The sequence below is a fragment of the Methylomonas sp. Uni0009 genome (genome assembly GCF_054188105.3).
In genome coordinates, this window is the sequence record NZ_JBTAFN010000001.1 from 1,076,690 (window position 1) to 1,089,231 (window position 12,542).

The following is a 12,542-nucleotide window of genomic DNA, read 5'->3' on the forward strand; positions in this document are numbered from 1 at the left end:
ATGAATCCGGCTCCCCCACAAAAGCCACCGCAAACTCTGGACGAATGGACAGAGCTGCTGCGCGTGCAGGAAATGCCGATTTTCTCCAACACCGCGCATAATATCTACGCGGCGTTGGACGACAGGCACAAGGGGGCCATCGAGCTGGCGACGGTAATTCTGCAAGACCCCAACCTCACCGCCAAGCTGCTTAAGGTGGGCAGCAGCCCTTACTACAATCCATCGAAACAAAAGATGAGCACCGTATCGCGCGCCATCGTGGTATTGGGCGCGGAGGTGATCAGAGAGCTGACGCTGGCTTGCTCGTTTTTCGAAGCCATGCTGTCGTCCACCAACAAGGACAGGGCTAATCGAGAAATTGCGTTAGCCTTGCATGCCGCCGTGCAGGCCAAGGATTTGGCGCTCAGCATGGGAGATACCTCGCCCGAGGAAGTGTTTGTCGCAGCGCTACTGCACAATATCGGCCACATTGCCTTCTGGTGCTCCGGCAATCCGCAATCCAAAAAAGTCCATGAGCAAATCGAAAAAAGCGGGCTGAACAATCGCGAAGCCGAGAAAAAAATACTGGGCTTCACCTTGCAAGACTTGGGCAAAAAGCTCAGTAAATCCTGGAGCCTGGGCGGCCTGATAGAAGACGCCATCGCCAAGCCGGATTCCGCGGAAAAACGGGTGCAAATGGTGCAACTAGGGCATCAGATTTGCTTGGCTCTAAAAGCCGGCCGCGACTCAGACGCCATGCGGGCTTGTCTGCAGAAAGTCGCCGCATTCACCGGCCTGCCAACGGAAATCCTGAAAACAAAAATAGACAAAAATACCTCGGAAGCCGTGCATATCGCCCGCCAGTTTGGCGCCAACGATGCCTCCAAATTCATCAGCACCGAAGCCATCATCGCCAAATTCGAAGACGCTGAAGAGGAAAAGGCCGACAAGAAACAGCTGCAATTTCAAATTTTGCAAGACATCAGCAGCCATATCAGCGGTCAAATCGATCTCAACGGCCTGTTTGAAATGGTGCTGGAAGGCATACATCGCGGCGTGGAAATGGACAGAACTTTGTTCATGCTGCTCAGTCCAGATAAACAGACGCTAAACGAAAAATTTTCCTTAGGCTGGCATAAAATCGGGCTTGACCAAAAAATCCGTATTTACAATTCCGAAGCCTCCGCGAACTTACTGTTTCACGCCTTGCAACAGCAAGAAGGCGTCTGGCTGTTTCCCCAGCAGCATCGCGAGCTTTACACGCCGCAAATCCGCCAGCATATCGGCGAATACGAGTGCTTTGTTTTCCCGGTTTATGCGGAGAAAAAGACCGTGGGCCTCATTTATTGCGACCATTCTATTCATGGACTACCCTTAACGCGCGAGGACTTCACCGCAGCCAAGCACTTTGCCAAACAAGCGCATATCGGCTTAACCCTATACTGCATGAAAAACCACTAATCCATGACAGACTATCAGCTTGCCAATCTTCAGGTTTTTCTCGTCGAACCGTCACATACTCAGCAGCAAATCATCTCCCATTTTTTACATGCTTGCGATATCAACGACATTACCTGCCTAAATACCGGCGCGGAGTTGTTCGAGCGTTTACAGCACTCCCGGCCCGATCTGATTATCAGCTCGATGTATTTGCCCGACATGACCGGCGTGGAGTTGGTAACCTCGCTTCGCAAACACGACGAATCCTACGAAATGGCTTTTTTGCTGATTTCCAGCGAGACCAATATCAAATATCTGGAACCGATCCGCCAGGCCGGCGCCATCGCCATATTACCCAAGCCGTTTACCCGTCAGGCCCTGGAAACCGCCCTGCATTCCACGCTGGAGTATGTTCGCCCGGAAAAACTTAACCTCACCCATCTGGACATAGAGGACCTAAGCGTGCTGCTGGTGGACGACAGCGAATTCTCGTTGAAATACTTGACCCGGGTTTTCGAAAATATTGGCGTTGGGCAAATTGTGACCGCTCATGACGGCAAACAAGGGCTGCAAATGTTCAATCAGCAGTATTTCGATCTGGTAGTCACCGACTACAACATGCCGCAGATGGATGGCCTACAACTGGTCGATCACATTCGCAACCATTCCGAACGCGGCTCGGTACCTATTCTGATGGTTACCAGCGAGCAAAATGAAAGCCGCCTGGCGGCCATCGAAAAATCCGAAGTCTCCGCCATACTAGACAAGCCCTTCGAAGCCACTTCAATCAAGCGCCTTCTGATTAATTTGCTCAATTGAGCTAATCTTGTGTGGCGAGCGAATACCCCACAATATGCACGGCTATGAGAATCCCGGATCGAACCAATGTCCGATGCGGCCACGATCAAGCTCATCCGGTTTTCGCGCAAAATATGCCAGGACTGACCACCAATAGCCCCAAATTAAGGTACGGAATATGAAGCCGACTATCACGCCTAACAATAACGAAAAAAAACTCGCGGACGATGATTTTATCGTTTCCAAGACCGACACCTCGGGGCGGATCACTTACGCTAATCGCATTTTTATGGAAATCGCCGGCTATCCGGAACACCAATTGCTGGGCATACAGCACAACATCATCCGACACCCGGACATGCCGCGCGGCGTGTTCAGATTTATGTGGAATACCTTAAAAGCCGGTGACGAGTTTTTCGGATTTGCCAAAAATCTATGCCGGGATGGCGGATTTTATTGGGTATTTGCCAACATTACGCCGGATTATGACAAGGACGGTAAATTGCAGGGTTACTATTCGGTGCGCCGTAATCCGCCCCGTAACGCACTGGGGGTCATCATACCGATTTATCAGGAAATGTTGGCCATCGAGAAACGCCATTCAGTCAAAGATGCCCCGGATAAATCGCTGGAATACCTATTTGACGTGGTTCAGCAATCCGGCGCTAAAAATTACAACAGCCTGGTGCTAAGCCTTTACAAGCCCAACGGAGTATAAGCCATGAATTCAAATGCCAATATTCCGTTTTTAAGAACCAAGCTGAATTATGCGGTGGCAGCCGTTATATTTTTTACTGTTGCGGCATTCGTCTACACGCTTATCACGCATGGCTTTTCCTGGCTCATGCTTGGCTTGCTGCTGCCGTTGCCGATGATAGCTCTGGATGCCTGGCACGCCGGCAAACAATGCCTGCTGGTATTAGAGCGTATAGAAGAAGTGCTGAGACACACAAATCAAGGCCAACTCTATCATCGCGTCACCAAAACGAGAGGCATGGGCGAAGTCGGCAAAATAGCCTGGGAGCTCAATGAGACCTTGGACATCATGGAGTCTTACTTCAAAGAAATGAACTCCTGTTTCCAGCACGCAGCCGAAGGCAATTATGACCGTTATGCCTTGGTTGACGGCTTTCCGGGCATACTGAAAAAGTCGGCGAAGAATATGAACGACGCCATCAAATTAATGGATGAAAACGACAAATTGACGATAAAGCGGCGTTTATCGGCCGGTCTGCATGCGCTCAACACCAACAATCTGCTCAACAATCTGAAAGGCAATCAGAGCGACTTGCTCAATATCACCGAGCAAATGCAGAAAGTAGAAAATATTGCTGTGGAAACGGGTGAGAACGCCAACGCCAGCCTATCCGCCGTCGAAACCATCAGCAACTCCCTGTCCGACATCAATGCCAATGTACATTCGGTGTCGGATGTGATCGGTGCGCTGATTAACGACAGCAAAAAAATTACTGAATCCTTATCGATGATTACCGGAATTGCCGATCAAACCAACCTGCTGGCCTTAAACGCCTCCATAGAAGCGGCACGCGCCGGCGAGCATGGACGGGGCTTCGCGGTAGTCGCGGACGAAGTCAAAAATCTCTCCGAGCATACCAAGAACGCCGCTTTGGAAGTCTCCAGAACATTAAAATCGTTTAATAAACGGGTCGAACAAATGCAAATCGAGGCAGAAAGTTCGTCATCGCTGTCGCAAGAGATACTGGCTCAGGTCAACTCCTTCCGCCAGCAGTTTTCCAATCTCTCGCAGTCGGCAAAAATTTCGGTCGATTACATTTCTTATGCAAAAGACAAATCCTTCGGCGTCCTGGCCAAACTGGATCATGTGGTTTACAAACAAAACGGCTATGTGGCGATAGAAACCTTCAGCGAGTGTCCGCATCACCAAGCCATCATGGTAGACAACCATAATTGCCGGTTAGGAAAGTGGTATTACGAAGGACTGGGCTATGAAAAATTCCGCTCGACCAGCGCTTACGCCAAATTGAATCAGCCGCATGCCGAGGTGCATAGGACGACGCAAAAGGCTTATGAAGTCTCTCGATCCAAATGGGTGGATGATCCAGGCATGCTTGATGAGATCATTCGGCAAATGCAACTGGCCGAGGCCGCCAGCGCTGAGGTGATGCAGTATATCGACGCGATGGTGGAAGAAAGGCATAAAAACATATAGTTCACCGCTTTACAGAATCGCCGTAGCGCAAGTCGCTTCGGTGCAAAGCGCAGCAATATGCACTGAGCTGCCTAACTTCCCAAATATTCCACCGTCACTTCCGCTAATCCGTGCATACCGATCTGTTCCGCCGCGCCCTGGGACAGATCGATAAGTCGATTAGCCTTGAATGGCCCCCTGTCGTTGATCACCACATCCACAAAACGGCCGTTACGCAGATTGGTAACCCGAACTTTAGAGGGAATCGGCAGCGTTTTATGCGCCGCCGTCATGCCGCGCGGATCGAAGCGGTCGCCATTGGCCGTAAAATTACCGGATTCTGCGCCATACCAGGAAGCCAAGCCCTGCGCTTTGTACCCTAGCGCGCTGTGCAGCGGGGAATAAGTTTTACCTTTGACTTTATAGGATTTGGTGTAAGTCGTCTTAGTCGTACCGGTCAGCACGGCTTGATCGTCAGTGCGTTGCAGCGTCGGAACACTGGAACAGGCACTAAGTAGACTAATAAACATCAGCGGCATAACTGTATGCCATCGCCGCACGTTGAGGCTAAATCGGCTTGAAAAAACCGATACCGTGTTTAAGAACATAACTGTTTCTCCGCGTGGAAGACTGCTTAAACAAGCAGTCTTCAATGGATAGAGTTGAAAAATTCAGACGAGATTGCCGAGCCGGTTTATCCTGACGGATTGCTCAGTTAACTACCCGATGGCCGCGTTGGCGTAAGCAGTTGTTGTAGGCGTTTTTATAGCGGTCTTCGGATTGAATACCTTGTTTGGATGCACCGCCGATACCGCCGGCAGCCGCACCGATAGCCGCGCCTTTTCCAGGGCTGCCGAGCACTGCGCCCAAAGCGGCGCCGCCGGCCGCGCCAATCAGGCCGCCAACGCCGGCGCCTATTGCGGCTTCTTTCGCAGTGCCCCCGGACGCTTGCGATGCCAATTGCTGGCACTCATGCATATCCTGATTCAAGCGGTAAGAATTTGGGTTATTGTAAGCATCGACGGTTGGCGTCCAGCCGGTTTGCGAAGCGCAAGCCGATACCAACAGACAAGCGACAGTAACTGAACAGACTGTTAGCTTCGTCATTATCTATTCATCCCATTGCCAATCCACGAACCGGCCGCAGCACCGATACCGGCCGCCAATGGGTCACCGCGACCCATTTCATAACCCATCGCACTACCCACCAAACCGCCGACCAAACCTTGTGGAGAACGTTGGTCGTACCCGCCGTATCTAACTGGCGGGGGTGGCGGCGGCGCGTAATAGCGCTGTTGCATGGGCACATATTCCACTACTCGCTCGGGCACATACACCCGCTCCACAGGGTAAGCAGGGTAATACTCGCGTCCATAACCGTGACCGTGATGGTGGTGCCGATGATGACGATGCTCGCCCCAATCGTCATCGGCCAAAGCCGCTGACGAAAACAACAAACCGATCAACATGATTTTTGTCACTCTGAACATATATGACTCCTTGTTGGGAAATTATTCAGTTGCGGCAAATTCTAGGGAGACTGGCTTAAAACAGAATTAAGGGCAGATTATGATCGGATTAAGAATCTCGCCGCGCTGATTAGCCCGTTAAGCAACGAAATCAGCAATTATCTGGGCATATCCTTGACCGACCTTGACGGCCCTGATTCGTCATTAAACAGAACGGGCGAAACTGCATTCGCGGTGGGTTGTAAAATACTTAGCGTTGTTTTTGGACCGTTTCAACTTACGTTTGAAGTTGAAAGTCTACCGAACGTACCTTTGGGTTTCTCGTCAGAACAGCGAAGCCTACTCTTCCGACACCACCATCTTCCTGAACCCAAACCACTCATCCAAAACCTGGTGCACATCGTCAATGCCGACTTTGTTCAATGCGGAAAACAATTGCAAAGTCACTACAATATCCGCCTGACTCAAATCCCGTTGCACCTGCAATAACGTAGTCTTGGCCGCGCCGAATTTCAGCTTGTCGGATTTAGTCAACAGAATGTGCAAGGGCAATTTGCGATGTTCGCACCATTCAACCATTTGCCAATCGAAATCGGTGAGCGGGTGCCGAATGTCCATGACCTGGACGATGCCGCACAGGGCTTGGCGGTCGTGTAAGTAGCTTTCCATCATCTGCCGCCAATCTTTTTTGATGGCCTCAGGGACTTTGGCGTAGCCGTAACCGGGTAGATCGACCAGTTTGCGTTGGGCGTCGATTTCAAAAAAATTCAGCAATTGGGTACGGCCGGGGGTTTTACTGACGCGGGCCAGGGCATTTTGTTGCACCAGCGTATTGATCGCGCTGGATTTACCGGCATTGGAACGGCCGGCGAAAGCGATTTCCATGCCTTGGTCGGGCGGTGCGTCTTTCAGTTTGGGAGCGCTGTTGATGAACTTGGCCTGGTGGTAGATGGGATTCATCACAGTCTCGCTTAGTGTTTATAAATCGGTTAGAATCCGGGCATTATAACGTCCGGCGGCTGACATCAGCTTGCTTTATGTCGATCAACCTTCCTGAGCAGGGGCCCATAATGATAAAAAAATTGCTGACTGTTTCCATCTCTTTGTTGTTGGCAACTGCTGCCGGCCATGTAAACGCGCAAGGTAATGCCAGCGCCAGCGCCGGAAAAACCAAAGCCGCCAGTTGCGCGGGCTGCCACGGCGAAGACGGTAACAGCACGATGCCGGCGTTTCCGAAATTGGCGGGACAGCATCAAACTTATTTGGTTAAGCAATTACAAGCGTTCAAGAGCGGCGCGCGCTTGGCCCCGATGATGGCGCCATTAGCGGCGGGCCTTGACGAGCAAACAATTCAAGAGCTTGCCAGTTATTATGCTGGCAACAAAATTTCCACCAATCCGGCGCCCAAACTGCCGGCGAATGACGACGACGATGCGCCCGCAAAAACCCCTGAGCAAGAAAAAGCCGCGCTGGATGCCTTAATTACGCAAGGTAGCGACTTATACCGTAACGGCAATATCAGCCGCGAAGTGTCGGCATGCGTGGCATGCCACGGCCCTTATGCCGAAGGCAATAAACCGGCCTCATTCCCGTCCTTACATTCGCAGCACGCCGATTATCTGATTAAAAGTCTGACTGATTTCAAAACCGGTGCCCGTAGCAACAACCGGGAGAACATGATGCACATGATCGCCACCAAAATGACTGACGAGGATATTAAAGCGGTTGCTTATTACATCTCCACGATGAAATAAGCCTTCGTTATCCGGCGGAGTTGCTGCTCTGCCGGATTTGACCAGTCCTTGATTCACAAGGATTAAATTCTCTTCCTCGTTCTTGTCGCAACCTGCCTTCCTCGTTCTGAAAGCCCTCTTCCTGAAGGCCGGCGCGGAAGCGTTGCCTTGAAAACTGGACAAGGTCAGCTCCGCAACAGATTGGGTTAGATTACAGAACTGCGTTTGCTTGAATGTTACGGAGTAAGGGCTTGACGAGGCTCGGACCAGTCATTGACTGGGTGAATGCGTTCGATTTTTTTTGTCAAATTGTTTACGCATCTGCGTGTAAACATGGTTTTTTATCGGGAATACATTATTACGGAGAACGTTGATGTTAAAAATAATCGCATTGTTGGGACTGTTGGGCTTTTCTTCGCTGGTAAATGCAGAAGGCGGTTACGAAGCCATAACGCCGGCACAGCCGGTACAAAATCCGGACAAGATCGAAGTGATCGAGTTTTTTTGGTACGGCTGCCCGCATTGCTATAGCCTGGAACCGTCTATGGTGGAATGGCTGAAAACCAAACCCGCCAATGTTGAGTTTATCCGTCAGCCGGCGGTATTCAGCGATCTGTGGGGCAAGCATGCCAAGGCCTATTTTACGGCCGAAGCTTTAGGCATTTTGGATAAAGTCCACGCCGATCTGTTCGATGCGATTCAGAACAAAAAACAAAAATTAGTCAGCGAAGACGAACTGGCTAAGTTTTTTGCCGATCATGGCGTTAAGGACGAGGATTTTCGCAGTGCTTTTAACTCGTTTTTGGTCGATGCCAAGCTGCGTCAAGCCGAATCTACCGGTCCTCGTTACGGTATCAGTGGCGTACCTGCGCTGATTGTCAACGGCAAATACAAAGTCACCGCTCAATCGGCCAAATCTCAAGCCAACATGTTGACCGTAGTCAATCAATTGATCGCACAAGAAAGCCAGAAAAAATAAACGCCCCACTAACGAATTGCCGCACAAGGACGTGAGGGACGAATGCTAATTGTAGGATATTCTTCACAAATTCAACGATAGTCTATAATCAAGCGACTAAGAATTTAAGAATTAGGGCACGTTTCATGGTTTTTTTTAAAAACAAGGATGAGGGTCCGGACAGGTGGAAGGAAAAATACCTCAAGCTGTTGGACGACCAGGAACACACTGAAAAACAATACAAAGCCAACGAAGAGTTGTTGTGCAAAACTATCGTCCGTTTTGCGCTGGCCGTTAAAGGCCTGAACCGGCAACTTGATCCTCACTTAAACCGTATTCGCAATTTATTAAAAAGCGGCCTGCAAAGTCAGCAATTGCAGAAAGAGCTATCGGCTTTTTCTAATGCGCTGATAATGCTGGAAGAATCGCCTGAGCCTTCGCTCATGGACGCTTCATTGCTGTTCGAGTTTCTTGGCAAACAATATCCCCAACACTCGGATCAGCTTGATGAGATTCGCGAAAAATACGAAAACCGCCTGTTCAGTAACAATCAGGCCTTTTATCTGGCACTGTTGGAGCTTATAGAGGGCAACAAGCCGCTTGCCAACATGGACTTGGCCTTGGAGCTAACCGGAGCGGATGCTAAAGCCATCAATATTCAACTGGTTCGTTTGTTGGACAATGCGGAAATTCCGTTGGTTTTTGCCGAAGACGCCGAAAAGATCAAAAACCGGCTGCATGCCGATCAAGCCTTAGGGCCTATTTTTGACGATACGGTTGCATTGCTGTTGGCGATAAAAAAACATTTGGAATCCGAACAGCAGGAGATGGCGGCATTTTTGTCGAAATTGACCGAGCAATTAACCGAGTTAGGCGTAAAAGCGACCGGCGTTAACGCCGCCAACGAAATAAGGGTTAAAAAACGCAATCTGCTGGATCAGGCCGTATCCGAGCAAATTATGGAGCTACGCGAAAAGTCGGAGAACGCGACGCAGCTTGAGCCGCTGAAGCAAATTGTCAGCAGTCGATTAACCACTATCACGCAACAGATCCAAGCACACAATCTCCAGGAACAGCAGGAACGCGATAAAACCCAACGGGACATGCAGATCCTGTCGCAAAGGCTACGGGAAATGGAGTCCGAATCCTCTGAGTTGCGCTCGAAACTGGATCTGGCCCAACATCGAGCGACCCGCGATCCGTTGACTAATCTACCCAATCGGTTGGCGTTCGAGGATCGATTGGCGGATGAGATGGCGCGTTGCCGACGGCATAAATCGCCGATGACACTAATGGTTTGGGACGTGGATCTGTTTAAGAGCATCAACGACACTTATGGCCATAAAAGCGGGGATAAGGCCCTGATTGTGATAGCCGAATTATTACTCAAACACTGCCGGGAAACCGATTTCGTGGCGCGTTTCGGCGGCGAGGAGTTTGTGATGATATTACCCGGCGCTGATGCCAAATCCGCCTTGGTGATCGCGGAAAAGCTTCGAAAAACCCTGGAAAACAGTAGCTTCAATGCCAATGGCAACAAAGTGTCGATCACCTTATCCTGCGGAATGAGCCAATTTATCGATGGCGACACTAACGAATCGATTTTCAATCGAGCCGACTCAGGTTTGTACCGCGCCAAACAAACCGGCCGTAACCGCTGCGTTGTCGTTTAACCAAGTCTGATTCATGGCAACTGCTAACCCTTATTCCGCACCGCTCGATAACGAAAAGTTTTTATACAAGCTCGTTATTCAGCTGCTGATTTTTTGCCAAGGCAGCCACAAGTTGTTGGAGCCCCATCTTCTGGCAATAGGTGCAAAATTGCGCAGCGGCGCGAATGCGCAGGAACTACTGCCTGAGTTGCAAGCGGTTTCTAAAACTTTGTTACACATTTCCAAGCAAGCCAAGCAGAATGTGAGCGTCGGGGAAGACGATGCTACTGAGTCACAACACAACTATTTGCTGGAGCGTTTGGATGAACTGCTTGGCGAAACTGAGGTGCCTTTACGTTTTCAGCAGCAGACGTCGCTATTAAAGCAACGGGTCAGAGCTAATCTCAGCGAGGATTCGTATAAGAAAGTCATCGACTCAGCGATTACATTGTTGCTGAACATCAAGGATTACAGCGCCTCCGAGCAGAAAGGTATCGATGTATTTCTCGGCGATTTAAGCGAGAGGCTGGACGAGCTCGGCCAAGACGTAGAAACCGCCGGGCAAGCTAATCGCGCATTGATTGATGATCGCGAGATTATGAACACCGAAATTCACAGGCAAGTCGGCAATCTAAAGGACTCGACACAGGCGGCTGAAGAACTCGATTTGCTGAAGAACCAGACAGCCGAGCATCTTGATCGTTTGCTGGAGCGGTTACTTGAGCATAAACAAATAGAGGATGAAAGGCAGCGGGATGCGCAAGAAAAAATTGAGTCAATGACGCAAAAATTACAGGAGCTGGAAACTGAGACCGAGACCCTGCGCGTTAAACTTAAAATAGAGCACGACAAAGCCCTGAGCGATTCCTTGACCGGATTGCCGAATCGTCTGGCATATAACAATCGTGCGGAAATGGAATTGAAACGTTGGAAGCGTTATAAAGCGCCGCTAGCGCTGATCATTTGGGATATTGATTTTTTCAAGCAAATCAATGACACCTACGGCCACAAGTCCGGCGATAAAACCCTGGCTTTGGTGGCTCAGCTATTGTTGAACAACTGCCGGGAAACGGACTTCGTTGCCCGTTACGGCGGCGAGGAATTTGTCATGCTGATGCCCAACACTAGTGCGCTTCAGGCGCTGGAAATGGCGGAAAACACCCGCAAGATGATTAAAAGCTGCGGATTTAATTCTAACGGCGAAAATATCAATCTAACTCTGAGCTGCGGTATCAGTGAGTTTATAGACGGCGACATGCATGACGATGTGTTCGTGCGAGCCGATCAGGCGCTCTATCAGTCCAAACAAGGTGGGCGCAATCGCTGTACGGTGTTCGAACGATAATCTTTACGAGTCCCCACTTTTTTGGCGGCTCTTTTAGAACACTGACTATCTAGCGCAAAAAGTTAGTCTTTTAGCATCGCCTCTACAAACGCACTCCCCACAACGGAGCAATCTGTTCGCTTACTCTCAGCCAAATAAAAATGGATAGCTAACCGATCTGAACGGTGTATTGGCTGTCAGGCAACGGTCGAATATGCCGATTGCCTCATCGCAGGAGATGATCTCCTGCTGACTGTCCAGGATATAGTGGGCTAAATTAAGGATACATTTCCAGTGGCGACGATTGTCGATAAAGCGAAAAGCCTGAAGCAACAATTCCTGCATTTTCTCTTCCCGCTGACTTTTTGACGCGATGAAGTGATCCAGGTAACTGAGCGCCTTTTCCAGATCGCTGCAGCCGCCGTAGTTATGTAAGGCATTGAAACTTATTAGATTGATATTAAAAACTTCGTCATCGCGAATGGACACGTATTTGGCTTCCGCCAAAGGCCCAACCAATAAGTTGACAACATCCGCTTCGTAAGCGCGTTGACAGGCGTGCTGCTGACTATCGTCGGATAAGTCGTTAAAGCTTTCCACGACAGCAATCGGCAAGTTTTGGATTAAGTTACCGTCTACCACTTTCGCAAAAAAATCGTCGTAAGCGTTAACGGGCCGTTTGACATGTATTTCAAAAAATACCGGAGGTAATTGTTTTTGGCGATTGCCAAGATGGATAGCCGCGGCATGACCGGCTTCATGAAAAGCTGTGCGCCAATTGAGTTCGTTAGGGTGCACGAAAGTTGACGTAGTTGAATAGTAGTTTCGTTCCATAGACAGCAACCTCATCCAGAAAAAAGATGCGGCCCAAGGGCCGCATTGAGGAAGGATATTAAAACTCTTTACCCTTTAGGAGAGGGAGCGCATACATAAGAGTTGCATACAGTTTAATGCTGGAAGCGCGTTTTGAAAATGTGACAAATTGACGCGCGGCAAACTGTCACTCAATATAACAACCA

At 49.7% G+C, this 12,542-nt stretch carries 13 protein-coding genes; 8 read left to right on the plus strand and 5 right to left on the minus strand.

Annotation, left to right across the window (positions count from 1 at the left end):
* The 4 genes from ACWAU0_RS05085 to ACWAU0_RS05100 all read left to right on the plus strand — a co-directional run bounded on the left by ACWAU0_RS05085 (position 1) and on the right by ACWAU0_RS05100 (position 4,408).
* Positions 1–1,440, plus strand: a complete 1,440-nt coding sequence (locus tag ACWAU0_RS05085) for an HDOD domain-containing protein (protein WP_458138494.1) — start codon at positions 1–3, stop codon at positions 1,438–1,440.
* A 3-nt stretch (positions 1,441–1,443) separates the two neighbouring features.
* Positions 1,444–2,238 carry a response regulator gene (locus ACWAU0_RS05090; protein WP_033158512.1) on the plus strand — a complete coding sequence of 265 codons (795 nt, stop codon included), beginning with the start codon at positions 1,444–1,446 and terminating at the stop codon, positions 2,236–2,238.
* Positions 2,239–2,395: 157 nt separating this feature from the next.
* On the plus strand, positions 2,396–2,935 hold the full coding sequence (locus ACWAU0_RS05095; RefSeq protein ID WP_171696795.1) for a PAS domain-containing protein: 540 nt from the start codon (positions 2,396–2,398) through the stop codon (positions 2,933–2,935).
* A 3-nt stretch (positions 2,936–2,938) separates the two neighbouring features.
* Positions 2,939–4,408 carry a methyl-accepting chemotaxis protein gene (locus ACWAU0_RS05100; protein WP_458138496.1) on the plus strand — a complete coding sequence of 490 codons (1,470 nt, stop codon included), beginning with the start codon at positions 2,939–2,941 and terminating at the stop codon, positions 4,406–4,408.
* Positions 4,409–4,479: 71 nt separating this feature from the next.
* Here the strand turns inward: ACWAU0_RS05100 and ACWAU0_RS05105 are convergent, their stop codons facing one another.
* The 4 genes from ACWAU0_RS05105 to yihA form a co-directional block, all read right to left on the minus strand.
* Entirely contained in the window at positions 4,480–4,995 is a 516-nt protein-coding gene (locus tag ACWAU0_RS05105) for a septal ring lytic transglycosylase RlpA family protein (RefSeq protein ID WP_171696796.1), read from the minus strand.
* Between the two features lie 103 nt (positions 4,996–5,098).
* Positions 5,099–5,494: a glycine zipper family protein gene (locus ACWAU0_RS05110; RefSeq protein ID WP_033158508.1), complete on the minus strand. Its 396-nt coding sequence runs from the start codon at positions 5,492–5,494 to the stop codon at positions 5,099–5,101.
* On the minus strand, positions 5,494–5,877 hold the full coding sequence (locus tag ACWAU0_RS05115) for a hypothetical protein (protein ID WP_033158507.1): 384 nt from the start codon (positions 5,875–5,877) through the stop codon (positions 5,494–5,496). The genes ACWAU0_RS05110 and ACWAU0_RS05115 overlap by 1 nt, the downstream gene beginning before the upstream one ends.
* 318 nt (positions 5,878–6,195) lie before the next feature.
* A complete protein-coding gene (yihA, locus tag ACWAU0_RS05120; protein WP_033158506.1) occupies positions 6,196–6,816 on the minus strand; it encodes a ribosome biogenesis GTP-binding protein YihA/YsxC in 621 nt (206 codons plus the stop codon).
* Positions 6,817–6,926: 110 nt separating this feature from the next.
* On the opposite strand from yihA, the gene ACWAU0_RS05125 reads away from it, so the two are divergent.
* The 4 genes from ACWAU0_RS05125 (at position 6,927) to ACWAU0_RS05140 (ending at position 11,544) form a co-directional block, all read left to right on the plus strand.
* Complete coding sequence (locus ACWAU0_RS05125) at positions 6,927–7,610, plus strand: c-type cytochrome (RefSeq protein ID WP_033158505.1); 684 nt, start codon at positions 6,927–6,929, stop codon at positions 7,608–7,610.
* Between the two features lie 352 nt (positions 7,611–7,962).
* On the plus strand, positions 7,963–8,568 hold the full coding sequence (locus ACWAU0_RS05130; RefSeq protein ID WP_033158503.1) for a thiol:disulfide interchange protein DsbA/DsbL: 606 nt from the start codon (positions 7,963–7,965) through the stop codon (positions 8,566–8,568).
* A gap of 125 nt (positions 8,569–8,693) precedes the next feature.
* Positions 8,694–10,220 carry a GGDEF domain-containing protein gene (locus tag ACWAU0_RS05135; RefSeq protein ID WP_033158502.1) on the plus strand — a complete coding sequence of 509 codons (1,527 nt, stop codon included), beginning with the start codon at positions 8,694–8,696 and terminating at the stop codon, positions 10,218–10,220.
* A 13-nt stretch (positions 10,221–10,233) separates the two neighbouring features.
* Entirely contained in the window at positions 10,234–11,544 is a 1,311-nt protein-coding gene (locus ACWAU0_RS05140; RefSeq protein WP_171696802.1) for a GGDEF domain-containing protein, read from the plus strand.
* A gap of 126 nt (positions 11,545–11,670) precedes the next feature.
* Here the strand turns inward: ACWAU0_RS05140 and ACWAU0_RS05145 are convergent, their stop codons facing one another.
* Positions 11,671–12,357, minus strand: a complete 687-nt coding sequence (locus ACWAU0_RS05145; RefSeq protein ID WP_458138500.1) for a hypothetical protein — start codon at positions 12,355–12,357, stop codon at positions 11,671–11,673.
* Positions 12,358–12,542 lie beyond the last annotated feature (185 nt).